The organism is Streptomyces hygroscopicus, assembly GCF_026168105.1.
Lineage (GTDB): Bacteria > Actinomycetota > Actinomycetes > Streptomycetales > Streptomycetaceae > Streptomyces > Streptomyces hygroscopicus_D.
Genome location: NZ_LBMW01000013.1, coordinates 89,646 through 115,942 on the forward strand (window position 1 = coordinate 89,646; position 26,297 = coordinate 115,942).

Below are 26,297 nucleotides of genomic sequence, written 5' to 3' on the forward strand. Positions count from 1 at the left end.
TCGGACGGGGCCCCAACCGGTTCAGGGCTGCTCGGGCTGCCCGGACTACTCGGACTTGATGGCCGTCAGCATGTTCAGGCGGGCCGCCCGGCGGGCCGGCCACAGGGCGGCCAGCACACCGACCGCCGCCGCCATGAGGAGGAAGAAGGCCATCCGGCCCCAGGGCAGGACCAGTTCGTACGTCGCCAGCTTGGTGCCCAGCAGTTCGCCGGCCGCCCAGCCGAAGAACACGCCCAGGCCGATGCCGAGCACACCGCCGAAGAGCGAGATCACCAGGGACTCCAGCCGGACCATCCGCTTGATGCCCTTGCGGTCGAGGCCGATCGCGCGGAGCATGCCGATCTCCTGCGAGCGCTCGAAGACCGACATGGCCAGGGTGTTGATGACACCGAGGACGGCGACGATCACGGCCATGGCCAGCAGGCCGTAGAGCATGTTCAGCATCAGCGTGAAGATCTGCGCGATGCCGTTGGAGATGTCCTTCTTGTCCTGGACCTTGATGGCCGGGTTGTCGCCGAGTGCCTTCACCAGCGAGCTCTTGGCCGAGGAGGTCGCGCCGCCGGACGTCTTGACCATGACCTGCATGTCGGACGGGTCGCTCTGGTGCGGGGAGAGCGTCGCGTTGTCCAGCATGATGCCGTGCATCATCTCGGTGCCCTGGTAGACACCGGCGACCGTCAGCTGTTGCTTCTTCCCGTCCTCGTAGGAGACGTCCATCCGGGAACCCGCCGTCCAGTGGTGCGACTTGGCGGTCTCGTCGTCGACGACCACCCGGGTGCCGCCGACCTCGAAGGCACCGTTGTCGACCGTGAGATTCGTCAGCTTGCCGATCGTGGCGCCGTTGACGCCGGTCAGGTACTCGGTCTGGCCGCCGATGCGCGCGGGTGCGTTGCGCAGCGGGCTGGTCGCGGTGACGCCGTCGGCCGAGCTGAGTGTCTTCTCGACGTCGGGCGAGAGCGGATTGCGGTTCGCCATCGACACCACGTAGTCCGCCCTGATCGCGGAGGACGCCATCTTGTCGATCGCGGTCTGGAGGCTGCCCGCCATCACCGTCAGACCGGTGATCAGGGTCAGACCGATCATCAGGGCCGAGGCGGTGGCCGCGGTGCGGCGTGGGTTGCGCACCGAGTTCTGCCGCGCCAGCTTCCCGGCGATCCCGAAGACGCGCATGAGGGGCGCGGCGGCCGCGATCAGCGGACGGGCAAGCAGGGGGGTGAGGACGAAGACGCCGATGACGAGGAGCGCGGCGCCGAGGCCCATCGGGGCCTGGCCGTCCGTGCTGTTCAGGGTGGTGGCGTACAGAACGGTGGCGACACCGGCCGAAGCGAACAGGGCGCCGATCGTGTTCCGTACGACCAGGGACTTGGTGGTGGCCTTCGCGTGGACGCTGCTCATGGCGGCGACCGGCGGGATCTTCGCTGCGCGGCGGCCCGGCAGCCATGCGGCCAGCATCGTGATCAGGATGCCGACGGCGAGAGCGGCGACTACCGTGCCCGGGGTGATGACGAGCGGACCGTCCGGGACGTTACCGCCGAGGGAACCCACCAGCGAGCGCAGCCCTGCTCCGATGCCGACACCGGCGAGGAGCCCGGTGACGGCGGCGACCGTGCCGACCACGAACGCCTCGATGAGCACGGACCGGGTGACCTGCCGGCGGGACGCGCCGACCGCGCGCAGCAGCGCCAGTTCCCTGGTGCGCTGGGCGACCAGCATGGTGAAGGTGTTGGCGATGATGAACGTGCCGACGAACAGCGCGATGCCCGCGAAGACCAGCAGAGTGGTGCGCATGCCGCTCGTCGCGTCCGCGATCTCCTTGGCCTGGTCGTCGGCGAGCTGCTGTCCGGTGATGGTGGAGGCGGTGTCCTTGGGCACGATCTCGTCCAGCGCGTTGCGCAGGGCGATCTGGCTCGTGCCGGAGGCGGCCTTCACGTCGATCTCGTCGTACGAGCCCGCCCGGTGGAAGAGGCGCTGGGCGGTGGCCGTGTCGAAGAGCGCGAGGCTGCCGCCGGCGGCGACGTTGCCGTCGTCGGTGGTGAAGATGCCGGTGATCTCGGGGGTGAGGACGGGCCCGTCGATGGAGAGCCGCACGGTGTCGCCGACCTTGTAACCGGCGCGCCTGGCGGTCTCGGAGTCGATCAGGACCTGGTTCTGTCCCTTCGGGGCGTGGCCGCTGACGATCGGGTACCGGGGGTCCTTGGCCCCCCAGTAGTTCCCGCCCTGCGACTGGAAGCCGTCGCCGAGGAGCTTGCCGTCCTTGTCGGCGATCGCGGTGAAACCGCCGACGACACCGACGGCCGTGTCGGCGCCCGGCGCCTTGGCTGTCCTGTCGAGGAGTGCCTGGGTCAGCCGGGGCTCCTTGCCGACCCTGTCGCCGGTGTCCTGGCGGCCCTCCGGCCGGATGGCCACGTCGACCTGGTCGAAGCCCTTGGCGGAGCTCTTCTGGTAGGCGTCCGAGATGGTGTTGGTGAAGACCAGGGTGCCCGTCACGAACGCCACGCCGAGCATCACGGCGAGGACGGTCATGAGCAGCCTGGCCTTGTGCGCGAGCACGTTGCGCAGGGCGGTACGGAACATTTCTCTCTGTCCAGGGGCTGGGTGGTGCGACGGGTGGTTTGGGAGGCGCGGGATCTCGCCCGGCGCCGGGGGCTGCCGCCCAGGACCTCTCCGACGGCCCGACGGCCTCGCCTTCGCAGCCGGACGGACTGAGTGGCGCCCGAGCCGCCGGAAACAGGCCGAAGTTCCTGTCCGGGATCGGTGGACTTCAGCCCCTCCGGCGTTCGAGGAGAGGGGGCGGGGGCGAGCCCCGGCGAGCTTGGAGGGTCCCGGGGCGGAGCCCCGCGGGTGGCAGAACTTGCTGAACTTGCAGAAGGCGGGCTCCAGTCGGGTGCCTGCCGGCCCCCTGGGCCGAGCCCGGTCGGCGGCGTCGTGGCACGGGCACCGGTGCGTCCGGAGGTGGGGAGTACGGCTTCCGAGGGCTGGAGCGGTGGGGCCTCAGCTGGTGCGGCCCTTGGCGTCGAACCGCTTCATCCGGTCCAGCACCGCCTCCGCGGTCGGCTCGTGCACCTCGTCCACGATCCTCCCGTCCGCCAGGAAGATCACCCGGTCCGCGTACGCCGCCGCCACCGGGTCGTGGGTGACCATCACCACCGTCTGCCCCAACTCCCTTACGGAGTTGCGCAGAAAGCCGAGCACCTCCGCGCCCGACCGCGAGTCCAGGTTCCCGGTGGGCTCGTCGCCGAAGATGATGTCCGGCTTGGACGCGAGCGCCCGCGCCACCGCGACGCGCTGCTGCTGACCGCCGGACAGCTGCGCCGGACGGTGGCTGAGCCGCCCCGACAGGCCGACCATCTGGATCACGGTGTCCAGCCACGCCTTGTCCGGCTTGCGGCCCGCGATGTCCATCGGCAGCGTGATGTTCTCCAGCGCGGTCAGCGTCGGCAACAGGTTGAACGCCTGGAAGATGAAACCGATCTTGTCCCGGCGCAACTTGGTGAGCTGCTTGTCCTTCAGCGAGCCCAGTTCGGTGTCACCTATGCGGACGGAGCCGGAGGAGAAGGAGTCGAGCCCGGCGACGCAGTGCATCAGCGTCGACTTGCCGGAGCCCGAGGGCCCCATGATCGCCGTGAACTGGGCCTGATGGAAGTCGACGGTGACGCGGTCGAGAGCCACCACCTGGGTTTCGCCCTGTCCGTAGACCTTCGACAGATCCGTGGCGCGGGCGGCCACTGTGGTGGTCCGGTCGGCGAGGGGAGTGCTGGTCACGGGCGGGTGCTCCTGTCGGGACGACGGTCAAGAGGACACTTCCATCGTCCCGGCGAATCGGGGCCGTGGAGTCAGCCGCTGTTCCGGTTCCGGAGGCAACCTCGGGTCGGACCGCCAACGCCCGTCTCATACCTGGGGATGACGCCATCCCTGAGACCACCCCCGAGCGGAAAGCGGTTGTTCACCCTGCATGGGGGGTCTCTCGCCGCCCTCGTTCAGGACGGTGAAATTCCGTCATTCCGCATACACGGGACCTGGTTGCCCGAAAGGCTATTGGCAAGTGCGGATGGCCCGTACCGAGGGCTGATGCACCCTCAGACGTCAATAAAATAAGACAACATCGCATCGGCCGCCCGCTGTTCGGGGGAGGCGTCCCGATAGGCTCGGAACCTCGATGCGGAGCCCCATGGCCTGCCCGGATGGTGGAATGCAGACACGGCGAGCTTAAACCTCGCTGCCCCTCGGGGGCGTACCGGTTCAAGTCCGGTTCCGGGCACATCCGACATACGGCGCCTGACCGTCATAACGGCGGGAAGGTGCCGTACTGCATTCGCAATGGCACTGCAGGGCCGGAACTCCTCGATACGGCGTTCCCGCGCGTGACGGGAACCCCTGTTCGGTGGGGATGATCTTTCCCTCGGCCGTGTACCGCGTGCCCCAGCGGTGGGCGAGCCGAGCCACGAGGAAGAGGCCGCGGTGGCCCTCGTCCGTGCTGCGGGCATGCCTCAGCCGGGGGCGGTGTTGCTGCCGTCGGTGACCTCGCGGGTCAAGCGGGAGTCGCGGAGTCGCCGCTGGCGCACCGGCCCCGAGGCGTAGCGGATCGCGTCGGTGACCAGTTCGCCGGCGATGAGCTCCGTCGTCGTGGCCATTTCCCCGAGGCCCCAGGGGGCCGCCTGGCGGGTCGGGTTGCGGCACGGGGACGAGATGGTCCACGGCGGGCGCGCAGCCCCGGCGCGGCGCGCCGGGGCTCTCCTGGTGCTACGGCCTCGTGCCCGGTGCCGCGTCCTGGCGCTGCGTCCTGGCGCCGCGTCCTCGTGTCACGGCCGAGGCGGTGTACGCGGTGCGCGGTGGGCGCCGGGTATCAGAAGTCCGGGCAGTACGAGCACTCCCGGACCTGTACGTCGTCGATGACCGGTCCGCGGGCAGTGCCGCGCGTGGTGCTCGCGAAGGTGAGCGTCGTGGTGCTCCGTGTCGCCTGGAAGGTCACCTGTCGCCGCACGTAGCCCATGTCGGTGGCCGACTTGCCGGTGACGTCGAATGTGAAGTGCTGGAAGACCTGGCCGTCGACGAGCACCTGGCCGGTCTTGACCACCTCGGGGAGTCCCGGATTGCCCGCGAGCGCGTACGTCACCGTGTACGTCCTGCCCGGCGTCGTGGTGAAGGTCTGTGAGAGCGCCCCGGGCGCGATGCCGTTGAGGTCGACGGACTGGATGCCCTCCGCCGCCTGCCAGAATCCGTCGCCGATCAGGTCCACCGTTCCGCTCGTGACCTTCCAGGGGCCGAGGGACTGGCCGATCGTGTAGGTGCGGAACGACTTCGCCGGAGAGACGGGGTACTCGAAGCTGCCGTCGCCGAACCGGCCGACCGTCGAGGCCGCGTGGCCGGGCACCGGGGCCCCGTGCGTGGGCGCTGCCGGTGCGGAGGTGGCGCCGGTGGCGATCAGACCGGCCGCGGCGAGCGCGGTGAGAAGGGTGCGTCGGGCCATCATCGAGCCTCCTGAGGGACAGGGGAGTCTGGGGTGATTCGTGCGAACTGTCCCCCAGGGTGTGGGCATAGGCCAAAGATCAATGGCGGGCGCGCGGAAGCATGGGGCGTGTGCTTGCTTTCTTCACGCGCCGGGTCGGACGCCTGCGTGCGGACGCGGAGCGACGTTCGCGACCGGTGATGGGGGCACCGGCGTGCGTCCGGGTGATCCATGCGGTTGATCCGCCCGGGTGATATCTGCGGCCCTGGGGGCACCCGTTGATCAGTGGCTGGTCTCGACTCTGTCCCAGCTTGGTCATGGATGAGGGGGGTGCTCGATGGGAATCACGAACCCGCGTAGCGTGTTGGGCGCAAGCACAAGGGAAAGATCCTCCCCAAGCACTAGAGTCAATCCTTTGCCCACCTATTACTCTTGAGCCAAGGCCACGCAGGGTGGCCATGGAGGAGTGAAATGCGGAGCAGCAACCCGGTCTTCTCGCGACGGGGGTTCAGCCGCGACAACGGCTACGCGGGCTTCAACACCGCGCCGCAGGCCGGGGGAGCCGCTGTCGGCACCCAGGGCAACCCGTACGCGCAAGGCAACCCGTACGCGGGGGGCAACCCCTACGCGCAGAATCCCTACGCCCAGCAGACGCAGTACGGCGCACCGCCGCAGGCCCCGGCCACCACCGGCCGGATGACGATGGACGATGTCGTCATGCGCTCGGCGATGACGCTCGGCACGGTCGCCGTCGGAGCGGTCCTCGCGTGGGCGCTCCTGCCGGTGTCGTCCACCAGCTTCGGTCTCGCGTTCGGCTCCGCGCTGGTCGCCTTCGTCCTGGCGATGGTGCAGTCCTTCAAGCGCACCCCCTCGCCCGCGCTGATCCTCGGATACGCCGCCTTCGAGGGCGTCTTCCTCGGCGTCATCAGCGAGATGTACAACGCGCAGTGGCACGGCGCGCCCTTCGAGGCGGTGCTCGGCACGATGGCGGTGTCCGGCGCGACCCTGCTCGTCTACAAGGCGGGCTGGATCCGCGTCACCGCACGGTACGCCCGGATCGGCATGTCCATCGCCATCGCGTTCCTCGTGGTCATGGCGGTCAACCTGCTGCTGGTCGCCTTCGGCGTCGCGCCGGACGGCGGGCTGCGCAGCATGGGCCCGCTGGGCGCGCTCGTGGGCGTCGTGGCGATCCTGCTCGGCGCGTTCTTCCTGACCCTCGACTTCAAGCAGATCGAGGACGGCATCGCGTACGGGGCTCCGCGTGAGGAGGCCTGGCTGGCGGCGTTCGGTCTCACCATGACCCTCGTGTGGATCTACGTCGAGATGCTGCGGCTGGTCGCCATCTTCAGCAGCAACGACTAGCTCTCCGCTCGGGGCGTCGGCACCGAGCGCCCCCGCGACACCTCGAGGGCCCGCGAACCACGGTTCGCGGGCCCTTCGGCGTGTGGGTGTCCGATGCGGTGGTGCGCGCTCAGAGCAGTTTGCGCGCGGCCCTCCTCAGGTCGTACTCGTGGATGATCGCCTTGGCGTGGCCGTACGCGAGGTTGTGCTCGTGCCGGAGCCAGCTGACCTTCTCCTCGAAGCAGAGGGAAGGGCCTTCGTCGACGGTGCGAAGCCAGTCGGAGACTTCACGACCGGTGCAGTGGGGGATGCGGGCGAGCAGATTGCGATGGGTCTCCTGGGAGAAGACTTGGGACATCGGCGCCTCCGGACGCATTCGATGAAGCCGGTCCTTCAGGTCACCGTGCCTGAGCGTTCGCCTGTTGGCAACAGTCCTGCTGCGCCGCGTAGTCTCGCGGCGTGCTTGATACGACGCCTTTGACCCGGGCTGTGGATCACTTCGCCGACCGGTTGCGGGCCGCGCCGCAGAGCAGGCTGCAACGGGGTGCGGCGGCCGAGGCTCTCGGTCTGGCCAGGGAGCTGGCACGTCGTGCCCAGCTCCTCGAGGAGCCCTCGGCCGAACCCCGGGAAATGCCGGACGCCGGCATGTTCGCGGCGGCCGACCAGATCACGGTCGCCGGGCACGATCTGGCGCTCGTCCTGCGGGACGAGGAGGAACTCGCCGAGGCGGTGGCGATCGTGGAGGAGGCACAGAAACGCGCCGGGGTCTGAGAGGCGGAACTTGACGCGATCCATCGGCTGCCGGTGCGCCGGTGCACTGGTGCACTGGTGCGCTGGTCCGTCGATGCATCGATGCATCGGTGCGCCCGTGCGCTGGTCCGCCGGTGCGCTGGTCCTTCGGCTGCCAGGTCGTTCGGCCGCCGGTCGTTCGGCCGCCGGTCGTTCGGCGCCGGTCGTTCGGCCGCCCGTTCTTCGGTGGCCGGTCCTTCGGCTGCAGGGAGGCGATCGGTTGCAGGGAGGCGATCGGCTACAGGGACGCGATGACGCGGTCGGCCAGGATGTAGACGTTCTCTTCGCCGCAGGCGAAGGTCAGTGCGTACGCGCCCGAGACGCCCGAGCCGCCGAGCAGCACGGGGGCGTGGCCGGTGCCCAGGGCCGCGGCCAGGCGCTCGGCGGTCTCGCGGTGGCCGGGGGTCATGCACAGCGTCGTGCCGTCCGCGAAGACATAGACGTCGAGGGTGCCCAGTGGGCCCGGTCGGACGTCGGCGAGTTCGGTACGGGCGGTGGCCAGCTTCTCCAGGCAGGCCACCGTGCGCTCGTGGTCGTTCACGACGGGCGACGAGGCGGGTACGAAGTCGGGGTGCGAGGGGTGGCGACGGCGGGCGGCGGCCAGTTCGGGCGAGTCCCCGGCGAACTCGGTCTCGTCGGCGCCGGCCTCGGTCACCGGCTCCAGGCTGTCGTGCTCCAGGCCCGCGAAGTCCGACTGGCGGGGCAGGAACAGGTCGCCGTCGGGCAGGCCGAGCAGGGTGGGGGCGTCGGCGATGTCACGGGCCTCCTGGGCGGCCCAGAAGGCACGCGCCTCGGCCAGCTCGCGCTCCCGCTCCTCGGCGAGCGCCTCGGCCACGGCGGTGCGTATCTGCTCGGCGTCCGCGCTGGAGCGAGCCGCGGGCACCAGCCCGCGCGTACTTTGGCTCTCGGCGATTTCGGTGTGCAGGGCCGTGACCTGTCGGCGCAGCGCCCGCACGCTGCACAGGACGGCGACGCCCACGCCCACGGTGGCGGCCGTGGTGAGCAGCAGAGCTATCGGCATGGCGCTCACTGACGTACTCCCGGTTCAAGGTCGACCCCCGACTTCCTACATCAGCTTGAAGGGTGGACTAACCAGCTGTCAGTGCGTAACGTCACGAAACGGACAGGTTCCTTGCCCTCGGGTTTATCTGGGAAGCCCCTTTGACCTGCGTGTATCCCGTTCTGAGGGAGATAGGTCACATCCTGGGGGAGATTGGATCACGAAACGGCCCGGAGCCGTGAGGGACACGGGGCTCCGGGCCGTTGCGCAGGGTCCCGCGCGCGGGTCGTGCGGGACCCCGGCGCAGGCACTTCGTCAGCTGAGGCGCTCGATGATCATCGCCATGCCCTGGCCGCCGCCGACGCACATCGTCTCCAGGCCGAACTGCTTGTCGTGCCACTGGAGCGAGTTGATCAGCGTCGTGGTGATGCGGGCGCCGGTCATGCCGAAGGGGTGGCCGACGGCAATGGCACCGCCGTTGACGTTCAGCTTGTCCAGCGGGATCCCCAGGTCGCGGTAGGAGGGGATCACCTGGGCGGCGAAGGCTTCGTTGATCTCGACCAGGTCGATGTCGTCGATGGTGAGACCGGCGCGCTGGAGGGCCTGCTTGCTGGCCTCGACGGGACCGTAGCCCATGATTTCGGGCGACAGCCCGGAGACGCCGGTGGAGACGATCCGCGCGAGCGGCGTGAGCCCCAGCTCCCGGGCCTTGGTGTCGCTCATGATCACCAGGGCGGCGGCGCCGTCGTTGAGGGGGCAGCAGTTGCCGGCGGTGACACGGCCGTCGGGGCGGAAGACGGGCTTCAGGCCGGCCACGCCCTCCAGGGTGACGCCGGGGCGCGGACCGTCGTCCTTGCTGATGACCGTGCCGTCCGGGAGGGTCACCGGGATGATCTCGCGCTCCCAGAAGCCCTTGGCGATGGCCTGCTCGGCGAGGTTCTGCGAGCGGACGCCGAACTCGTCCATCTCTTCGCGGGTGATGCCCTTCAGACGGGCGAGGTTCTCGGCGGTCTGGCCCATCGCGATGTACGGGTCGGGGAGCAGACCGTCCTCGCGCGGGTCGTGCCAGTCGGCGCCCTCGGACTCGGCGACGGAGGCGGTGCGGGCCTCGGCGTCGGCGAAGAGGGGGTTGTGGGTGCCCGGGATGTCCGAGGTGCCGTTGACGCTGCGGCTGACCGTCTCGACGCCCGCGGAGATGAAGACGTCGCCCTCTCCGGCCTTGATGGCGTGCAGAGCCATGCGGGAGGTCTGCAGGGAGGAGGAGCAGTAGCGGGTGATCGTACAGCCGGGGAGGTGGTCCATTCCCATCTGTACGGCGACGACACGTCCGAGGTTGTGGCCCTGCTCGCCGCCGGGAAGGCCGCAGCCGAGCATCAGGTCGTCGATGTCCTTCGGGTCCAGCGAGGGGACCTTGTCCAGGGCGGCCTGGATGATCGTGGCGGTGAGGTCGTCCGGACGGAGGTCCTTCAGAGAGCCCTTGAAGGCGCGACCGATGGGAGAGCGGGCGGTCGAGACGATGACGGCTTCGGGCATCACGGCTCCATTGCACGAGGGGAAGCAGGGCTGTGGGGGAAGTTACCCGTACGTACGGTGGAGGTCACGGGCGTTGGGGTGTGACTCGGGCCGCACTTTTCTAAGCGCTTGCTTTTTCTCGGGGGAGTCGACCCGGACAACGACGTACGGGTCGACCCGGACAGCGCACCGCGGGACGGGCGTGGACCGTCCCCTGCATGCTTCGTACCCGCACCCCGTACCAGCCTGAACTGCCTCCTCCTCATATTCCCCCGCTCTCGACCTCGCTCGGGAGAGGAGGCTCCAATGGCGGGGCGGCCGGCGCGGGTGCCGGGGCCGCGTCCGGGGTGGGAAGGCGGCGGCGGCGCCTGCGTTTGAGGAGGGCCCAGGGGCCCCGCGGGCCCGTCGGCATGGCGGCCGTGACCTCGGTGCCGGCCTCCGAGGCCGCCTCCGCTGCCGCACGGGCCACCGGGAGAAAGCCCTCGCGACGGGACACGTCCGGACGCTCCTCTTCCGCGGGCCACAGACCCAGCGCCGCGCACACCGTCGGCAGGACCGCCATCGCCGCCGTGGCGTAGCCCTCGGCCGAGGGGTGGTAGTTGTCGGGGCCGAACAGCTCGCGCGGGTTCGCTGCGAACTCGGGGCCCAGCAGGTCGCCCAGCGACACCGTACGTCCGCCCTGTTCGACGACGCCGATCGTCTGGGCCGCGGCCAGCTGACGGGAGGCCCGGCGGGCCAGCCAGCGCAGCGGCTGCTGAACCGGCTCGATCGTGCCCAGATCAGGGCAGGTGCCCACCACCACCTCCGCGCCCGCCGTCCGAAGGCGGCGGACCGCCGCAGACAGATGGCGCACCGAACGCGTCGGGGGCATGCGGTGCGTCACGTCGTTCGCCCCGACCATGATCACGCAGATGTCGGGGACCCGGTCCTGGTCCTCCAGGGCCAGCGCCACCTGGCGGTCCAGGTCATCGGACTGCGCCCCTGGAAGGGCCGCGACACTCAGCTCCACCGGGCGCTCCGCCACAGCCGCGAGCCCCGACGCCAGCAGCGCGCCCGGCGTCTGACGCAACCGGTGCACGCCCTGTCCCGCCGCCGTGGAGTCGCCGAGCATCATCAGCCTCAGCGGTGGTCCGTTCAAGCCGGCGTACCCGCGCCCGTAGAGGCCGTCCGCGCTCGGCGGATGCGGACTGTGCCCGTTGCCCACATGCCGCTTGGCCATCTGCACCTCGGCGACCAGCAGTCCGACGGCGGCCGCTCCGACCAAGCCGATGCCTCCGCCGCCGTACGCCGCGCCCGCCGCGATGCGCCGGGCCACCCTCGCCCTCGACATGCTCGACATGCGTCGCCGCCACCTCCTCGTAGCCGTACATCCACTGCTTGCCCCGTACGCCCCGTCGCCCAATCTCAACAGGACGTGAACGCCCAGGACGGCCCGCGCTTGCGGACCGTCCGGCCGCGGGACCGCTTACGCTGGCGGAAACATCACGACCACCCCTTTTGCAGCAACCGGAGACAACGGTGCAATTCCACGACTCGATGATCAGCCTGGTCGGCAACACCCCGCTGGTGAGGCTGAACCGTGTGACCGCCGGCATCCAGGCGACCGTCCTCGCGAAGGTCGAGTACTTCAACCCCGGCGGTTCGGTGAAGGACCGCATCGCCCTGCGCATGATCGAGGCGGCCGAGCAGAGCGGCGAGCTCAAGCCGGGAGGCACGATCGTCGAGCCGACCAGCGGGAACACCGGCGTGGGCCTTGCGATCGTGGCGCAGCAGAAGGGCTACAAGTGCATCTTCGTCTGCCCCGACAAGGTCTCCACCGACAAGATCAACGTGCTGCGTGCCTACGGCGCCGAAGTGGTCGTGTGCCCCACGGCGGTGGCCCCCGAGCACCCGGACTCGTACTACAACGTCTCCGACCGGCTCGTCCGTGAGACCCCCGGTGCCTGGAAGCCCGACCAGTACTCCAACCCCAACAACCCCCTTTCGCACTACCACTCGACGGGGCCCGAGCTGTGGGAGCAGACGGAGGGGAAGATCACCCACTTCGTCGCCGGTGTCGGCACCGGCGGGACCATCTCCGGCACCGGGCGCTATCTGAAGGACGTCAGTGACGGACGCGTCAAGGTCATCGGCGCCGACCCCGAGGGGTCCGTCTACTCCGGCGGGTCCGGGCGGCCGTATCTCGTCGAGGGTGTGGGCGAGGACTTCTGGCCGACCGCCTACGACCCGACCGTCGCCGACGAGATCGTCGCGGTGTCCGACAAGGACTCCTTCCAGATGACCCGTCGGCTGGCGAAGGAGGAGGGACTGCTCGTCGGCGGTTCCTGCGGCATGGCCGTCGTCGGGGCGCTGCGGGTCGCCGAGCGGCTGGGCCCGGACGACGTCGTGGTCGTGCTGCTGCCGGACAGCGGACGCGGCTACCTCAGCAAGATCTTCAACGACGAGTGGATGGCCGACTACGGCTTCCTGGAGGACGCCGGACCGAGCGCCCGCGTCGCGGACGTGCTCAACGACAAGGAGGGCGGCTCGATCCCCTCCCTGGTCCACATGCACCCCGACGAGACGGTGGGCCAGGCCATCGAGGTGCTGCGCGAGTACGGCGTCTCGCAGATGCCGATCGTCAAACCGGGCGCGGGTCACCCGGACGTGATGGCCGCCGAGGTCGTGGGGTCCGTCGTCGAACGCGAGCTGCTCGACGCCCTGTTCACCAAGCGCGCCTCGCTCGACGACCCGCTGGAGAAGCACATGTCCGCGCCGCTTCCGCAGGTCGGCTCCGGCGAGCCGGTCGGGGACCTGATGTCCGTACTCGGCACGGCCGACGCGGCGATCGTCCTGGTGGAGGGCAAGCCCACCGGAGTGGTCAGCCGACAGGACCTGCTGGCGTTCCTGGCGAAGGGCGGAAAGCAGTAGCGAACGTCCGGTGAACCGGAGGTGTCGCCGGGAAACCCGTGCGGACGCAGGGCCCTTTGGCTTCGCGGAAGTGGTACGAGCGCGTCACGTCCGCGCAGCACCCGCTTAACACGGGTCCGGCACATTGGTGGGTGTCGGCAGGGCGGGAGCGGCTCCCCGCCCCAGCCGGCGCCGAACGGCGCCAAGGACCTCCGGAGCGGCTCCCGGACCTCCATGGACGCCAAGGACGCGCAAGCCCGGCCCTGACCCGGCCCGCGTCCCTCGCGGGGACCGCCGTCGTCCCGCCCCCCAGCCATGGGGGTGCGGCGGTCCCCGCGCATATCCCTTTTCCGGCTCTTCCTCCGGACGATCCCGGCTCTGTCCTCCGGGTGACGGGTCAGCGGGGGCGGGTGGTCGCCACTGCCCGAGCGCCCTGAGCCGCAGGGGCGGTCAGTCCTGCCACTCGCCGTTCCGCGAGGAGCCGGAGCCGCGCCCGCCGAACGGACGAGGGGTGGTGCGGGCGGCCTGGACGGCGTTGACGCCGGCGATGCCCGCCCAGGTCACGAACAGCCCCGGCAGGTGGCCGTAGTACGCGCCGATCGCGGAGAGCGGGATCGCCAGCACCAGCGACACGATGCCGAAGCCGAAGCGCTCGGCCCAGGAGTCCGTGGGCTTCGGGGACCGCGCGCCGCGCGCCACCACCATTTGCTGCTCGGCGAGTTGCCGCCGCACCCGGCGGTCGACCACGCCCTCGATACGCTGGTCGACCTTCTCGAGGAACGATTCGACCAGCGCCGGCTCGTACTCCTCACCCAGTTCCCTGCGGGCCTGCAGAGTGGCGTTGAGTTCCTTCTTGAGGTCGGCGTCCCGCGCGTCCATTCCGGTCATACGGACCACGCTAGGGAACCCGGGCGCCCGCCGCACTGGGGATAGCCCCCCTCTTGCGGGAGGAGCGGGCGGGCAGTTCAGGGCAGCAGGGTCACGAGGCCCGTGTCGAGGTCGAAGCGCGCCGCTTCCACCTGCACCGGCCCGAACGCCGGATCCGCGCGGATCGCGTCCCGCGCCCAGACCGCGTGCGCCCGCACCGTGTGCTCGAGCCAGTCGCCGGGCAGCGCCCGGGTCCGGCGCGCGGCCGGGGCGATCTCGTCCACCAGCAGCCGCAGATGACCGGGCACCGACGCGCCCGTGCGGAGGTGGTCGAGCGTCGCCGCCACCGTCCCGCACCGCTCGTGGCCGAGTACGAGCACCAGCGGGATGCGCAGTTCCTCGACGCCGTACTGGACGGATCCGAGGACCGCCTCGTCCAGCACGGGGCCGGCCGTCCTCATACAGAGCAGATCACCGAGTCCCTGGTCGAAGACCAGCTCGGGCGGGACCCGGGAGTCGATGCAGCCGAGGACGACCGCGAACGGGTGCTGCCCGGCGGCCAGCAGGTGCCGCCGGGCCGATTCCTCGTGCGGATGGCGGGGTCGGCCGGCGGCGTACCGCCGGTTGCCGGCCAGCAGCTCGGCGAGTGCGTCGGGAGCGGTGAACGGCGGGCGGGAACGGGCGGTGTGGACGCTCGCGGTGCCGGAGGCGGCCGCCTCGGTGGGGGCGCCGGCCAGTGCGCCGACCGCCGTGGCCGTCAGAAAGGCTCTGCGGTTCGAGGCCATGACGCTTCCTCAGGAGTCGTACGGGTCCTCGGAGGAGGATGAGCGCCGCGCTCACCGGGGGCGTTGAGCGCGACGCATGCTCACCGTACGCACTCCTGTGATGACAATGCGTATCCGTTTAAGGGCCCTTGGTCGATTCGTCGGCAGATCATCGCCGCCCGGATACCGCGGCTTGGTCGTCCGCCGGCGCATCGGTTCGTGTGCGCCGGAGCGCGCGTCGCGCAGCGGCGGACGGGCCGCCTGCATATCGCCATGCAGGGTTCTTGGTGTTTGAATAGGTGGTCGACGATCCGGCGCTTCGCGCCGGTCACTGTGGAACCGGGCAGGACTCGATGTCCGCGTCGAGAGAGGTGTGCGCGTGATGTCGTCCCAGACCGTGGACGCACCGCTGACCGCGGCGCAGGACGTGTCGACCCTGAACGAGCCCGCCCACACCCGGCCGCGGCCCTTCCTCGCCGACCACGAGCCCGCCTCCTCCGGGGTGATGATCCTGGAGTACGCCGCCGGGGCCGCCCTCGGTGATCTGCGGGCCTTCTCCGCTCCCGCCTCAGTCGGTCACGCTGTACTCTCCCGGGGCGTCGAGGAGCAGGCCAGCTTCGCTTCGCTCGCCGCGCGCCAAACGCTGCGCGCCTGCGGTGCGTACCGTCTGGTGGTCGGCTGTGAACTGGTTGCCGCCGTACGGGCGCTGCACCTGCGTGACCTGAGGCCCGATCCGGAGCTTCCGGTGGGGCGGGCGCTGGAACTCGCCGAGTCGGTGCTCGGCGCAGACCTGGCCGACCGGCCGCTGACGGACGACGTGGCGGCGGCCCACCTGCTCGACCGGTTCACGGACATCTGGAGGGGGAGCACGTCATGAGCCTGACCGACAGCCCTGCCGCCCGGCTGCAGGCGCTCTTCGAGAGGCACCGGCTCACGCCGACCCAGCGGCGCATCGCGCACAGCATGGTGCGGCGGGCCGCCGACGTGCCGTTCCTGTCGAGCGTGGAACTGGCCGAACTCGCGGGGGTCAGCCAGCCGTCCGTCACGCGCTTCGCGGTCGCCCTCGGCTTCGACGGCTACCCGGCGCTGCGCAAGCACCTGCGCGACGTCGCGCCCGCGGCGGAGCAGGCGCCGGACCCCGGTTCCTACAACGAGTACCAGCAGGCCGTCGAGGCCGAGATCGAGAACCTGAAGCACCTGGCGGAGGCTCTGGCCGACCCGCGGCCCGTGCAGAGGGCCGGACGGATCCTCGCCGCCTCGCGCCCGCTGCTCGTGCTCGGTCTGCGGGCCGCGGCCTCCCAGGCGTACGGCTTCGCCTACTTCGCGGCGAAGGTCCACCCGGACGTCCGGCTGCTCAACGAGGGCGGCACGATGCTCCACGACCGCATCGACGCGGCCGCACGCGCGGGCGCGAGCGCCTTGCTGTGCTTTGCGCTGCCACGGCATCCGCGCGAGGTCGTGGAGACGCTGGAGCACGCCAAGGAGGCGGGTCTGACGGTGGTGACGGTCGCCGACTCGGCGTTCGCGCCGGTGGCCAAGGTCTCGGATCTGCTGCTGCCGGCCGCCGTCGGTACGGGGCTCGCCTTCGACACGGCCTGTGCGCCGATGCTGCTCGGCCGGGTCCTCCTCGAGGCGATGTGCGACGACCTGCCGGACGCGCAGGCGCGACTGGAGGAGTTCGACGCGCGGGCGGCGACCCGCGGGCTGTTCGTGGAGTAGCCCCCGCCCGCGCCGGCAAGTACGACGTGCTTCAGGACCGCGCGGTCACCGTCCGCACCTGATGGCGCGGGCACCGCTGGTGGCTTCTGGCCGCCTTCGTGACCGCGCTCGCCGGCTCGTTGGCGGTGCCCGCCGCCGGTGTGTGACCGCGCTCGCCGGCTCGTTGGCGGTGCCCGCCGCCGGTGTGTGAGCCGCTCGCCGGAACCGGCGCCGGGCTGTGGCTGAAAGCCGTCCGGCCCGGCCGCCGCGAGCGCGCCGGCGAGGCGCTGCTGTGGGTGCGCGTCGACTGGCTCGGCCGCAGTGGCGCCGCCCCCGCGGGCAAGCCGGTCAAGGGCTACCGCAGTACCGGCACCGCGGCCGGCGGCGCGGCCCAGGGCGGGGCCGCGCCGCCGTACCGCCGAACTGGTCCGACGCGGGGAGCGGACGGCCCGGGGTCAGACCTCCAGATCCTCCTCGATCTTCTTCAGCTGGTGGCGGGCCATCGCGAGGTTGGCCCGCTTGGCGTCGAGCACGAGGTAGAGGAACAGACCGTTGCCGCCGCGGCCGCTGATCAGCCGGATCAGGTGGTACTGGTCGGAGAGCGTGATCAGGATGTCCTCGATCTGCCCCTTGAGCCCCAGGTGTTCCATGGTGCGCAGCTTGGACCGGACGACATCGGTGTTGCCTGCGGCCGCGACGGTGAGGTCGAAGCTCTTGCTGCCGCCCATCGTGCCCAGCGCCATGCCGCTGGTGTAGTCGACGAGGGCGACTCCGGTCGCGCCTTCGATGGAGGCGAGGGCCTCTTTCAGCGCGGTTTCGGTGTTGGCCATTTAGGGGTGTGTCCTTTCAACCTTCGGTGGTGGTACGCGCGTTCGCGGCCGAACGAGGGCTCGCGGGGGAACGCGCGGTGCGGGTCCGCGTGGGCATGGCCGCCCTGGCGGTGGTCGTGGTGGGGCTCCTGGCGGGGCGGGACCGGGGTGGTGGCTCGGTCCGGGCGGCGGCTTCGTCGACCAGTTCGCCGATCCGGGTACTGGCGCGGCGGCCCTCCAGATGCAGTCGGCCGACGTTGACCCGGTCCTGGGCGAGCAGGGTGAGGACGGCGCTGCGGCCCGCCGCGTACGTCGCCACATAGCCGTGGATGCCGCGCACGAGCAGTTCCCGGAAGTCGCCCTGGCCCGTCGCGTCCGTCATCCGGAGCGCGACGCCCAGCGCGGCGGCGGTGAGCGCGGCGATGCTCTCCGGCTCCACGCCCGGGGCGTCCTGGGCGAGGACGAGGCCGTCGACGCTGGCTGCGAGGGCACCGGTCAGCTGGGGGATGCGGGCTCTCAGGCGGCGGAGTTCGTCAAGGACCTCGGGCTCCGCGTCCATCAGGGGTCTCCTCTCGGCGGGGCGTTGCCTGTCGAGCCGGTCAAAGGGCCTCCAGCGCATCCCTCAGCCTTTTCAGCAACGTGATGTGGGGGTCGGTGAAGAGCGGAAACTCTTCGACGGGGACGGGTGTCGGGCTGCCGGGCGCGGGTCCGGCCGGGTCCGGCTCTGCCGCCCGCGGGGTCACGAACCCGGCGGCCGCCAGCCGGCGCACATCGACCAGCGTGTGGAAGGCCGGGCGGCCCAGCACACGCGAGATGTCCGTCGCCGTGCTCACCCCGTCGATCCGGGCGAGCACCGCCTCCTGACGGGGCGCGACCGTCGCGCCAGGAGGCCGGTCGGCGCGGACGAGGGGGGCCTCGTCCGCCGCCGGATCGGGCCAGATGCCGTGCAGGAGTTCGCGGCGCCGCACCGTTTCGCGCTCCACCGCCGTGACCGGTACGGGGCGGACGGGGCCCAGCCAATGGGGCTCGCCGTACCGGAAGCGGGCGGGGGCGCTGCTCGGGCCGAGGACGAAGTACGCCGCGTCGTACAGCGCCCCCAGATGGCACAGCTCCAGCGCGCCCTGGCTGATCCGGCCGCTGTCGACGAGGAACCGTCCCACCAGCCGTCTCGCCCCGGCCTGTGCGACCGCCTCCCGCCAGCCGTCCTCGTCGAGCGCGCCGCGCGCAATGAGCAGGACGTCGAGGCCGGGGGTCGCGGGACTCTCGGCGTACATCACCTGGCCGTCGGACAGGTACAGCATGCCGCCCTCGCGCATCAGCACTCCGGTGGCCCGTTCGGCGGCGAGTCGGCTGAGCATGGGGGAGAGGCCGCCGCTCGGGATCTGCGTCCGCAGCCGCGTGGGCAACGGGGGAGGCATTCTCACCGTCGTCATCCCAGCACCAGCCGTCCGGCCATCTCACCGAGCCGGATGCGGGCCAGGGCGAGGTTGCCCTCCGAGCGGGCCAGCCACAGATGCAGGAAGACGCTGCTGTCGAAGGTCGTCGGGACGAACCGGAGCAGGTGGTAGCTGTCCCGGTTGGCGATGATCAGGTCCTCGACCGGGCACATCCCGTCGAACCAGCCGGTGTCCTCCTCGGGGGCGAACGCGCGGTGCTCGGCGGCCAGCCGGGCCAGTTCGGCCGCCTCCGCCGCGGTCGTCTCGTGGTCACCGCCGGGCGAGTCCCCGACCGTGCCCAGGGCGAGCCCGCTGGTCCAGTCGACCACCGCGGCACCCCGGGCACCGGGCAGTTGCATGGCTTCCAGCAGGCACTCGTCGATTCCGGGCACCGTGGGCTCCCCTCCCGTCCTCAGGTACGGCTGAGTGACGTTGACGCTACGCAACGTGTGCGCGAGGGGTGAGTGTTCCGGCATTTTCCGGTGGAACATGCGCCGGTTCACTAGAGTGGGTCAACTGGCCGCATTTACCGGCGCGTTGGCGAATATGGTGACGTGCGGGGCTGACCTGCGGCTATGCGGGCGGTGTGCGGGTGGGAGGCGGGGGGTGCGCCCGGGAGGAGCGCGAACCTTTACGAGCGCCCCGAAGGTTTCCGCGCGCCCCGAGTGGTTTCCACGCGCCCGGGGCTCTCCGGGCTCCCCGGGTTTCCGGGCGTCCCGCGAGCGCGCCGGACGCGGTTCTTCCGGGAGCGGTCTCAGAGACCGGTCAGTGCGTCGCGGTGGCCCGCGCCGGACTCCGCCACGATCTCCTCGACGGTCTGCGGCTGTCGTACGACCGCGAACCGCATCCCTCCGCCCTGGCCCGGCGCGTAGCCGTACACACCTGGCCGGGCAAGGGAGTTGTAGGCGTAGTGGTGCGCGAAGTAGTACGCCCCGGTGTCCAGCGCCGCCGCGTAGTCACCCTGCTCGAGCAGCGGCAGTGCCTGTCCCTCCGCCAGCAGGTCGCCCGCGAAGCACGCCGGGCCCGCCACGTCCTGCACCACATCGGGCCCCTCCTTCGGGCGCCCCTTCGCGTCGTACGCCGCGATCCGCAGCGGCCAGGACGCCGGCGCGTACACCGTGCGGGCCGCGATCTGCACGCCCGCGTGGGTGACCGCGACGGCCCGGCCGCCCGCGCGCTTCGTGTACTCCACCCGCGCCACCACGGTCCCGTGCTTGGCCAGCAGGGACCTCCCGAACTCCGTCACCAGCCCGTACCGCCCGCCGAACAGCCCCGGCACCGCCTCCGCCAGCACCTGTGCGTACTGGGCGTACGTCGGCGTCGTCACGTCCGAGCCGAAGTTGACCGGCAGCCCGCCTCCGATGTCGATCGTGTCGATCTGCTGCCGCCCCACCCGTCGGTTGATCTCCTCGGCGAGCGCGTGGCACTCCGCGACGCCCCGCGCCATCAGCGACAGCGGGACCCCCTGGGAACCGGAGTGCGCGTGCAGCCGGGTCAGCCAGGGCCGGTCGGCGTAGGCGCGAACCAGCCACTCGCGCGCCCCCTCGTCGCGTAGTGCCACCCCGAACTTGGAGGTGGCCGTGGCCGTGGACAGGGCCCCGATCGCACCGGCCCCAAGCTGCGGATTCACCCGTATCCCGAGCGGGGAGGACGTCTTCGTCGTGCGTACGAGGGCGTCGATCCGCTCCAGCTCCTGCGGATTGTCCGCGTTCACCGCGATGCCGAGCGCCAGGGCCTCCCGCAGCTCCGCCGGGGTCTTGGCGGGCGAGTCCAGCACGGTGCGCTCCGGCGCCACTCCGGCCGCCCGCGCCAGCGCCAGCTCCCCGGGGCTCGCCACCTCCGCACCGATGCCCGCCTCCCGCAGCAGCCGCAGCACCGGTACGAGCGGGGTCGCCTTGACCGCGAAGGCGTGCAGAACCGGGGTGCCGGGCCGGACCACCGCGTCGAAGGCCGCCCGCAGCGCCGCCGCCGAGTCGCGGATGCCCACGACGTCCAGAAGGCCGACGAGGGGAGCGTCCGGTGCCAGCAGCCCTCGCTCGACGGCGCCCCGCACGGCCTCGTCCCGGCGTGCCACCCGCTCGGGGTCGGCGGAGCGCCCTTCCCGGCCCTCGCGTCCGGTCCCGGTGTCCCTCGCGTCCACAGCGTTCCTCGTCCCCGTCTCGCCGTCCGCGGTCATGTCTCCAGCCAAACACCCCGGCCGTCGCCACGCTGGCGCAAGAACGTATTGACTAGTTCTATTCAGAGAGTCAGGATGTGAATATCCAATGCAACAGTCCCGCGCGCCCCCCGGCCGCGTGCGGCCGTCCACCAGGAGGCAGACCATGTCAGGACCCCGCCCCGTCCGAGCGCCGCGCGGCACGGAACTGAGCGCCCTGGGATGGCAGCAGGAGGCCGCCCTGCGGATGCTGCAGAACAACCTCGACCCCGAGGTCGCCGAGCACCCCGACAAGCTCGTCGTCTACGGCGGCACCGGCAAGGCAGCCCGCGACTGGCGCTCCTTCGACGCGATGGTCCGCACGCTGAGGACCCTCAAGCAGGACGAGACGATGCTCGTCCAGTCCGGCCGGCCCGTCGGCGTCATGCAGACCCACGAGTGGGCGCCGCGTGTCCTCATCGCCAACTCCAACCTGGTCGGCGACTGGGCCAACTGGGAGGAGTTCCGCCGCCTCGAGGCCCTCGGCCTGACCATGTACGGGCAGATGACCGCCGGCTCCTGGATCTACATCGGCACCCAGGGCATCCTCCAGGGCACGTACGAGACGTTCGCCGCCGTCGCCGCGAAGAAGTTCGGCGGCTCCCTGGCCGGAACCATCACGCTCACGGCCGGACTCGGCGGCATGGGCGGCGCCCAGCCGCTCGCCGTCACGATGAACGACGGCGTCGCGATCTGTATCGACTGCGACCCGCGCGCCATCGAGCGGCGTATCGAGCACCGGTACCTGGATGTGAAGGCCGACTCCCTGGAGCATGCCCTCCAGCTGGCCGTCGAGGCACGCGATCAGCGCAAGCCGCTGTCCATCGGCGTCCTCGGCAACGCCGCGGAGGTCGTCCCGCAGCTCCTCGCGATGGGCGCCCCGATCGACATCGTCACCGACCAGACCTCGGCCCACGACCCGCTGTCCTACCTGCCGGTGGGCGTCGACTTCGAGGACATGGCCTCCGCCGCCGCCAAGGACCCGGCCGGCTTCACCACGCGCGCCCGCGAGTCGATGGCCCGGCACGTCGAGGCGATGGTCGGCTTCATGGACGCGGGCGCCGAGGTCTTCGACTACGGCAACTCGATCCGCGGGGAGGCCCAGCTCGCCGGGTACGACCGGGCGTTCGCGTTCCCCGGGTTCGTGCCCGCCTACATCCGGCCGCTGTTCTGCGAGGGCAAGGGCCCCTTCCGATGGGCGGCGCTGTCCGGCGACCCGGCCGACATCGCCAGGACGGACCGGGCGATCCTCGATCTGTTCCCCGAGAACGAGTCCCTCGCGCGCTGGATCAAGATGGCCGGCGAGCGCGTCCACTTCCAGGGTCTGCCCGCCCGTATCTGCTGGCTCGGCTACGGCGAGCGCGACAAAGCCGGTGAGCGTTTCAACGACATGGTGGCGAGCGGCGAGCTGTCCGCGCCGATCGTCATCGGCCGCGACCACCTCGACTGCGGGTCCGTTGCCTCGCCGTACCGCGAGACCGAGGCGATGCTCGACGGCTCGGACGCCATCGCGGACTGGCCGCTGCTCAACGCCATGGTGAACGTGGCGTCGGGTGCGTCCTGGGTGTCGATCCACCATGGTGGCGGGGTCGGTATGGGCCGCTCCATCCACGCGGGCCAGGTGACGGTGGCCGACGGCACCAGGCTGGGGGGCGAGAAGATCCGCCGGGTGCTCACCAACGACCCCGGGATGGGCGTCATCCGGCATGTCGACGCCGGGTACGACATCGCGGAGTCCGTGGCCGAGGACCGGGGCGTGCGGGTTCCCATGCGCGAAGGTGACGACGCGTGACCTTCCACGAGATGTGGGCGGAGCTGCTGCCGATCGGCCGCAGCTCCGCCTCCGGCGGCTACCGCCGCTTCGCCTGGACCGCCGCCGATGCCGAGTGCCGTGCCTGGTTCGAGGCCCAGGCCCGGGCCCGCGGGCTGGCCTGCGAGGTCGACCGCAACGGCAACCAGTGGGCCTGGCTCGGAGATCCCGCCGAGGGGGACGCCGTGGTCACCGGATCCCATCTGGACTCGGTCCCGGACGGCGGCGCCTTCGACGGGCCCCTCGGGGTCGTGTCCTCCTTCGCCGCGCTCGACGAACTGCGGGCACGGGGCGCCGAGTTCGCCAAGCCCTTCGCCATCGTCAACTTCGGGGACGAGGAGGGCGCCCGGTTCGGGCTCGCCTGTGTCGGATCACGGCTGGCCGCCGGGCAGCTCACCCGCGAACAGGCGCACCGGCTGACCGACGGCGACGGCGTCACACTGGCGCGGGCGATGGAGGCCGCCGGGTACGACCCCGATGCCATCGGGCCCGATCCGGAGCGGCTCGGCCGCATCGGTGCGTTCGTCGAGCTGCACGTCGAACAGGGACGGGCCCTCGACCTCAGCGGTGACAGCGTGGGCGTCGCCAGCGCCATCTGGCCGCACGGGCGGTGGCGGTTCGACTTCCGGGGCGAGGCCAACCATGCGGGGACCACCCGGCTGGTCGACCGCCGGGACCCCATGCTGTCCTACGCCGAGACCGTCCTCGCCGCCCGCCGCGAGGCCGAACTCGCCGGTGCCGTGGCCACCTTCGGCAAGATCGCAGTCGAGCCCAACGGCGTCAACGCCATCCCCTCCCTCGTCCGCGGCTGGCTCGACTCCCGCGCCGCCGACCAGGAGAGCCTGGACACCGTCGTCGGCGGGATCGAGAAGGCGGCCCGCGAGTACGCGGACAAGCACGGCATCGCCCTCGACGTCGTCCGGGAGTCCTTCACCCCCGTCGTCGAGTTCGATCACGCCCTGCGTGACGAACTGGCCCGTATCCTCGGCAGGGACGAGGACCGCGGGCTGACCGTGCCCGTCCTGGGCACGGGGGCGGGACACGACGCCGGAATCCTCTCCGGCAGCATCCCGACCGCCATGCTGTTCGTGCGCAACCCCACGGGCGTCTCGCACTCACCGGCCGAGTACGCCGCCGAGGACGACTGCCTGGCCGGAGTGACGGCGCTCGCCGACGTACTGGAAGGGCTGGTGTGCAGGTGACGCGGACGTACTGGCTGGAGCACGCCTGGCTGGACCCCGTCGTCGAGCCGGGCGTCGCCCTGGACGTGAGGGACGGGCGTATCACCGCCGTCCGCACGGGCGTCGACGCGCCGCCGCCCGGCGCCGAGGTCCTCCGCGGACTCACCCTTCCCGGCCTCGCCAACGCCCACTCGCACGCCTTCCACCGTGCCCTGCGCGGCACGGTGCAGGTCGGCTCCGGCACCTTCTGGACCTGGCGGGAGGTCATGTACTCCGTCGCCGAGGGACTGACCCCGGAGACCTACCACGCGCTCGCCCGCGCCGTGTACGCGGAGATGGCACTGGCCGGGGTCACGGCCGTCGGCGAGTTCCACTACGTCCACCACACTCCGGACGGCACCCCGTACGCCGACCCCAACGCGATGGGCGAGGCCCTCATCGACGCCGCCGCCGAGGCCGGCATCCGTATCACCCTTCTCGACACCGCCTATCTCTCCTCCGGCTTCGGACAGCCGCCCAACCCGCACCAGCTCCGGTTCTCCGACGGCACCGCGGACGCCTGGGCCGAACGCTGTTCAGTTCTCAAGGAACGGGATCACGCGCGGATCGGTGCGGCCGTCCACTCCGTACGGGCCGTGCCTGCGGATCAGTTGGCGACGGTGGCGCGCTGGGCCGAGGAGCGGCGAGCCCCGCTCCATGTGCACCTGTCCGAGCAGACGGCCGAGAACAGTGCGTGCCAGGAGGCCCACGGCTGCACCCCGACCCGCCTCCTCGCCGACCACGGCGTCCTCGGGCCACGCACCACCGGGGTACACAACACGCACCTCACCGACGAGGACATCGCGCTGATCGGCTCCACCGCCACGGGCACCTGTATGTGCCCGACCACCGAGCGGGACCTCGCCGACGGCATCGGTCCGGCCGTCGCCCTGCAGGCCGCGGGTTCCCCGCTCTGTCTCGGCTCCGACAGCCACGCCGTCATCGACCTCCTCGAGGAGGCGCGCGCGATGGAGCTGAACGAGCGGCTGCGCAGCCGCACACGCGGTCACTGGACGGCGGCGGCCCTGCTGCGGGCGGCCGGTGCCGACGGGCACGCGGCGCTGGGCTGGGCGGACGCGGGCGCCCTGGAACCGGGCGCGCTCGCCGACTTCACGACGATCGCGCTCGACTCGGTCAGGACCGCGGGGCCGCTGCCGCGGCTGGGCGCCGAGACCGCCGTATTCGCCGCGACGGCAGCGGACGTGCGCCATACGGTCGTGGGCGGCCGGCACGTCGTACGCGACGGGGCGCACACGCTCGTACCGGATGTGCCACGGGCGCTGGCCGACGCCGTCGAAGCCCTGCGTGCCTGACGTCCCTCCCCAGCCCGGCCACCCACGAGGAACCCATGAGCAGCACGGTCATCACCAACATCGCCAGCCTAATCACCAACGACCCCTCCCTCGGTGACAGCTCCCCTCTCGGACTGATCCAGGACGCGGCCGTCGTCATCGACGGCGACCGCGTCGCCTGGACCGGTGAGTCCAGGAAAGCACCCCCCACTGACAACCGGGTCGACGTCGGCGGCCGGGCGGTGATCCCTGGCTTCGTCGACTCCCACTCGCACCTGGTCTTCGCGGGCGACCGCACCGAGGAGTTCAACGCCCGTATGTCCGGCCGCGGCTACTCGGCGGGCGGCATCCGTACAACGGTGGCGGCGACCCGGGCGGCGTCGGACGCGGAGCTGGAGGCGGGCCTCGTCCGCTACCTCGCGGAGGCCCTCCGCCAGGGCACCACCACCTTCGAGACCAAGTCCGGCTACGGCCTCACGGTCGAGGACGAGGCGCGCGCCCTGCGCATCGCCTCCGCGCACACGGACGAGGTCACCTACCTCGGGGCCCACATCGTCTCCCCGGACTACGCCGGCGACCCTGCCGCGTACGTCGCCCTGGTGACCGGCGAGATGCTCGACGCCTGCGCGCCGTACGCCCGGTGGATCGACGTCTTCTGCGAGAAGGGCGCCTTCGACGGCGACCAGGCCCGCGCCATCCTTACGGCAGGCAAGCAGAAGGGCCTGCACCCGCGCATCCACGCCAATCAGCTGTCGTACGGCCCCGGCGTGCAGCTCGCCGTCGAACTCGACGCGGCCAGCGCCGACCACTGCACGCATCTGACGGACGCCGATGTGGACGCGCTCGCCCACAGCCGCACCGTCGCCACCCTCCTGCCCGGCGCCGAGTTCTCGACCCGCGCCGCGTGGCCCGACGCCCGCCGCCTTCTGGACGCGGGTGTGACGGTGGCCCTGTCGACGGACTGCAACCCGGGCTCGTCCTTCACGTCCTCGGTGCCGTTCTGCATCGCGCTGGCCGTCCGGGACATGGGCATGACCCCGGACGAGGCGGTGTGGTCGGCCACGGCGGGCGGAGCCAGGGCCCTGCGCCGCACGGACATCGGCCGCCTCGGCCCGGGTGCGTACGCGGACCTGGCGGTTCTCGACGCCCCGAGCCATGTCCATCTGGCGTACCGGCCGGGGGTGCCCCTGGTGTCCCAGGTGTGGCGTCGGGGCCGTAAGGCCGTCTAGC

The 26,297-nt window shown here is 71.3% G+C and carries 22 protein-coding genes, 1 tRNA gene and 3 pseudogenes; 11 read left to right on the top strand and 15 right to left on the bottom strand.

The genetic code is table 11. From position 1 onward, the window contains the following. Positions 1–45 precede the first annotated feature (45 nt). Both AAW14_RS15415 and AAW14_RS15420 read right to left on the bottom strand, forming a co-directional pair. Positions 46–2,574: an ABC transporter permease gene (locus AAW14_RS15415; RefSeq protein WP_265564254.1), complete on the bottom strand. Its 2,529-nt coding sequence runs from the start codon at positions 2,572–2,574 to the stop codon at positions 46–48. 417 nt (positions 2,575–2,991) lie between these two features. Beyond that, complete coding sequence (locus AAW14_RS15420; protein WP_265564256.1) at positions 2,992–3,762, bottom strand: ABC transporter ATP-binding protein; 771 nt, start codon at positions 3,760–3,762, stop codon at positions 2,992–2,994. A 413-nt stretch (positions 3,763–4,175) separates the two neighbouring features. Here AAW14_RS15420 and AAW14_RS15425 point away from each other — a divergent pair. After that, a tRNA-Leu gene (locus tag AAW14_RS15425) sits at positions 4,176–4,258 on the top strand. Here AAW14_RS15425 and AAW14_RS15430 read toward each other — a convergent pair. Both AAW14_RS15430 and AAW14_RS15435 read right to left on the bottom strand, forming a co-directional pair. Next, a pseudogene (locus AAW14_RS15430) lies at positions 4,240–4,661 on the bottom strand (ATP-binding protein); the annotation flags it as partial. The gene AAW14_RS15425 and the pseudogene AAW14_RS15430 sit on opposite strands and share 19 nt — an antisense overlap. A 182-nt stretch (positions 4,662–4,843) precedes the next feature. Further along, positions 4,844–5,470: a choice-of-anchor C family protein gene (locus AAW14_RS15435; RefSeq protein ID WP_265564258.1), complete on the bottom strand. Its 627-nt coding sequence runs from the start codon at positions 5,468–5,470 to the stop codon at positions 4,844–4,846. A gap of 447 nt (positions 5,471–5,917) precedes the next feature. Here AAW14_RS15435 and AAW14_RS15440 point away from each other — a divergent pair, with 447 nt between their 5' ends. Next, entirely contained in the window at positions 5,918–6,808 is an 891-nt protein-coding gene (locus tag AAW14_RS15440) for a Bax inhibitor-1/YccA family protein (RefSeq protein WP_265564260.1), read from the top strand. A gap of 109 nt (positions 6,809–6,917) precedes the next feature. Here AAW14_RS15440 and AAW14_RS15445 read toward each other — a convergent pair whose 3' ends face one another. Then, a complete protein-coding gene (locus AAW14_RS15445; RefSeq protein ID WP_265564261.1) occupies positions 6,918–7,145 on the bottom strand; it encodes a DUF4287 domain-containing protein in 228 nt (75 codons plus the stop codon). 101 nt (positions 7,146–7,246) lie between these two features. Between AAW14_RS15445 and AAW14_RS15450 the strand changes: the two genes are divergently transcribed. After that, on the top strand, positions 7,247–7,558 hold the full coding sequence (locus AAW14_RS15450; protein ID WP_265564263.1) for a hypothetical protein: 312 nt from the start codon (positions 7,247–7,249) through the stop codon (positions 7,556–7,558). A 256-nt stretch (positions 7,559–7,814) separates the two neighbouring features. Here the strand turns inward: AAW14_RS15450 and AAW14_RS15455 are convergent, their stop codons facing one another. From AAW14_RS15455 to AAW14_RS15465, 3 genes are all read right to left on the bottom strand, one after another. After that, on the bottom strand, positions 7,815–8,597 hold the full coding sequence (locus tag AAW14_RS15455; protein WP_265564376.1) for a hypothetical protein: 783 nt from the start codon (positions 8,595–8,597) through the stop codon (positions 7,815–7,817). 294 nt (positions 8,598–8,891) lie between these two features. After that, on the bottom strand, positions 8,892–10,109 hold the full coding sequence (locus tag AAW14_RS15460; RefSeq protein ID WP_265564265.1) for an acetyl-CoA C-acetyltransferase: 1,218 nt from the start codon (positions 10,107–10,109) through the stop codon (positions 8,892–8,894). A gap of 241 nt (positions 10,110–10,350) precedes the next feature. Beyond that, positions 10,351–11,427, bottom strand: a complete 1,077-nt coding sequence (locus AAW14_RS15465) for an SGNH/GDSL hydrolase family protein (protein ID WP_265564267.1) — start codon at positions 11,425–11,427, stop codon at positions 10,351–10,353. 179 nt (positions 11,428–11,606) lie between these two features. Between AAW14_RS15465 and AAW14_RS15470 the strand changes: the two genes are divergently transcribed. Continuing rightward, positions 11,607–12,998: a cystathionine beta-synthase gene (locus AAW14_RS15470; RefSeq protein ID WP_265564269.1), complete on the top strand. Its 1,392-nt coding sequence runs from the start codon at positions 11,607–11,609 to the stop codon at positions 12,996–12,998. 429 nt (positions 12,999–13,427) lie between these two features. On the opposite strand, the gene AAW14_RS15475 is transcribed toward AAW14_RS15470, so the two are convergent. Continuing rightward, positions 13,428–13,856 carry a hypothetical protein gene (locus AAW14_RS15475; protein WP_265564379.1) on the bottom strand — a complete coding sequence of 143 codons (429 nt, stop codon included), beginning with the start codon at positions 13,854–13,856 and terminating at the stop codon, positions 13,428–13,430. An 86-nt stretch (positions 13,857–13,942) separates the two neighbouring features. After that, the gene (locus tag AAW14_RS15480) at positions 13,943–14,629 is read right to left on the bottom strand and encodes a carbonic anhydrase (RefSeq protein WP_265564271.1); all 687 of its coding nucleotides are present in this window, start codon (positions 14,627–14,629) and stop codon (positions 13,943–13,945) included. 406 nt (positions 14,630–15,035) lie between these two features. Here AAW14_RS15480 and AAW14_RS15485 point away from each other — a divergent pair. The 3 genes and pseudogenes from AAW14_RS15485 to AAW14_RS15495 all read left to right on the top strand — a co-directional run. Then, positions 15,036–15,485 (top strand): annotated as a pseudogene (locus tag AAW14_RS15485) (aromatic amino acid lyase); the annotation flags it as partial. Continuing rightward, positions 15,482–16,327 carry a MurR/RpiR family transcriptional regulator gene (locus AAW14_RS15490; protein ID WP_265564274.1) on the top strand — a complete coding sequence of 282 codons (846 nt, stop codon included), beginning with the start codon at positions 15,482–15,484 and terminating at the stop codon, positions 16,325–16,327. The pseudogene AAW14_RS15485 and the gene AAW14_RS15490, both read left to right, overlap by 4 nt. A 5-nt stretch (positions 16,328–16,332) precedes the next feature. After that, positions 16,333–16,735, top strand: a pseudogene (locus AAW14_RS15495) (hypothetical protein); the annotation flags it as partial. Positions 16,736–16,761: 26 nt separating this feature from the next. On the opposite strand, the gene AAW14_RS15500 reads toward AAW14_RS15495, so the two are convergent. The 5 genes from AAW14_RS15500 to AAW14_RS15520 form a co-directional block, all read right to left on the bottom strand. Next, entirely contained in the window at positions 16,762–17,136 is a 375-nt protein-coding gene (locus AAW14_RS15500; RefSeq protein WP_265564276.1) for a hypothetical protein, read from the bottom strand. Positions 17,137–17,152: 16 nt separating this feature from the next. Then, positions 17,153–17,674: a roadblock/LC7 domain-containing protein gene (locus AAW14_RS15505; RefSeq protein WP_265564278.1), complete on the bottom strand. Its 522-nt coding sequence runs from the start codon at positions 17,672–17,674 to the stop codon at positions 17,153–17,155. 40 nt (positions 17,675–17,714) lie between these two features. Next, on the bottom strand, positions 17,715–18,548 hold the full coding sequence (locus AAW14_RS15510; protein WP_416223304.1) for a transcriptional regulator: 834 nt from the start codon (positions 18,546–18,548) through the stop codon (positions 17,715–17,717). Continuing rightward, the gene (locus AAW14_RS15515; RefSeq protein WP_265564280.1) at positions 18,545–18,943 is read right to left on the bottom strand and encodes a hypothetical protein; all 399 of its coding nucleotides are present in this window, start codon (positions 18,941–18,943) and stop codon (positions 18,545–18,547) included. Before AAW14_RS15515 ends, AAW14_RS15510 begins: the two co-directional genes overlap by 4 nt. A gap of 362 nt (positions 18,944–19,305) precedes the next feature. Then, entirely contained in the window at positions 19,306–20,727 is a 1,422-nt protein-coding gene (locus AAW14_RS15520; protein WP_265564281.1) for a diaminopimelate decarboxylase, read from the bottom strand. 145 nt (positions 20,728–20,872) lie between these two features. On the opposite strand from AAW14_RS15520, the gene hutU reads away from it, so the two are divergent. Genes hutU through hutI form a run of 4 tightly spaced genes read left to right on the top strand, consistent with a single transcriptional unit; the run spans position 20,873 to position 26,296 of the window. Next, complete coding sequence (gene hutU / locus AAW14_RS15525; RefSeq protein ID WP_265564283.1) at positions 20,873–22,537, top strand: urocanate hydratase; 1,665 nt, start codon at positions 20,873–20,875, stop codon at positions 22,535–22,537. After that, on the top strand, positions 22,534–23,757 hold the full coding sequence (locus AAW14_RS15530) for an allantoate amidohydrolase (protein WP_265564285.1): 1,224 nt from the start codon (positions 22,534–22,536) through the stop codon (positions 23,755–23,757). Before hutU ends, AAW14_RS15530 begins: the two co-directional genes overlap by 4 nt. After that, positions 23,748–25,088 (top strand): formimidoylglutamate deiminase, encoded by a 1,341-nt coding sequence (locus AAW14_RS15535; RefSeq protein WP_265564287.1) that lies wholly within the window; start codon positions 23,748–23,750, stop codon positions 25,086–25,088. Before AAW14_RS15530 ends, AAW14_RS15535 begins: the two co-directional genes overlap by 10 nt. A 35-nt stretch (positions 25,089–25,123) precedes the next feature. Beyond that, positions 25,124–26,296: an imidazolonepropionase gene (gene hutI / locus AAW14_RS15540; protein WP_265564289.1), complete on the top strand. Its 1,173-nt coding sequence runs from the start codon at positions 25,124–25,126 to the stop codon at positions 26,294–26,296. Position 26,297 lies beyond the last annotated feature (1 nt).

Excerpts from the sequence above, each read along its gene's own strand:
- AAW14_RS15415 (WP_265564254.1), bottom strand. The coding sequence starts at position 2,574 with ATGTTCCGTACCGCCCTGCGCAACGTGCTCGCGCACAAGGCCAGGCTG.
- AAW14_RS15435 (WP_265564258.1), bottom strand. The coding sequence starts at position 5,470 with ATGATGGCCCGACGCACCCTTCTCACCGCGCTCGCCGCGGCCGGTCTG.
- AAW14_RS15440 (WP_265564260.1), top strand. The coding sequence starts at position 5,918 with ATGCGGAGCAGCAACCCGGTCTTCTCGCGACGGGGGTTCAGCCGCGAC.
- AAW14_RS15445 (WP_265564261.1), bottom strand. The coding sequence starts at position 7,145 with ATGTCCCAAGTCTTCTCCCAGGAGACCCATCGCAATCTGCTCGCCCGC.
- AAW14_RS15455 (WP_265564376.1), bottom strand. The coding sequence starts at position 8,597 with ATGCCGATAGCTCTGCTGCTCACCACGGCCGCCACCGTGGGCGTGGGC.
- AAW14_RS15460 (WP_265564265.1), bottom strand. The coding sequence starts at position 10,109 with ATGCCCGAAGCCGTCATCGTCTCGACCGCCCGCTCTCCCATCGGTCGC.
- AAW14_RS15465 (WP_265564267.1), bottom strand. The coding sequence starts at position 11,427 with ATGTCGAGCATGTCGAGGGCGAGGGTGGCCCGGCGCATCGCGGCGGGC.
- AAW14_RS15475 (WP_265564379.1), bottom strand. The coding sequence starts at position 13,856 with ATGGACGCGCGGGACGCCGACCTCAAGAAGGAACTCAACGCCACTCTG.
- AAW14_RS15480 (WP_265564271.1), bottom strand. The coding sequence starts at position 14,629 with ATGGCCTCGAACCGCAGAGCCTTTCTGACGGCCACGGCGGTCGGCGCA.
- AAW14_RS15490 (WP_265564274.1), top strand. The coding sequence starts at position 15,482 with ATGAGCCTGACCGACAGCCCTGCCGCCCGGCTGCAGGCGCTCTTCGAG.
- AAW14_RS15500 (WP_265564276.1), bottom strand. The coding sequence starts at position 17,136 with ATGGCCAACACCGAAACCGCGCTGAAAGAGGCCCTCGCCTCCATCGAA.
- AAW14_RS15505 (WP_265564278.1), bottom strand. The coding sequence starts at position 17,674 with ATGGACGCGGAGCCCGAGGTCCTTGACGAACTCCGCCGCCTGAGAGCC.
- AAW14_RS15510 (WP_416223304.1), bottom strand. The coding sequence starts at position 18,548 with ATGACGACGGTGAGAATGCCTCCCCCGTTGCCCACGCGGCTGCGGACG.
- AAW14_RS15520 (WP_265564281.1), bottom strand. The coding sequence starts at position 20,727 with ATGACCGCGGACGGCGAGACGGGGACGAGGAACGCTGTGGACGCGAGG.
- hutU (WP_265564283.1), top strand. The coding sequence starts at position 20,873 with ATGTCAGGACCCCGCCCCGTCCGAGCGCCGCGCGGCACGGAACTGAGC.
- hutI (WP_265564289.1), top strand. The coding sequence starts at position 25,124 with ATGAGCAGCACGGTCATCACCAACATCGCCAGCCTAATCACCAACGAC.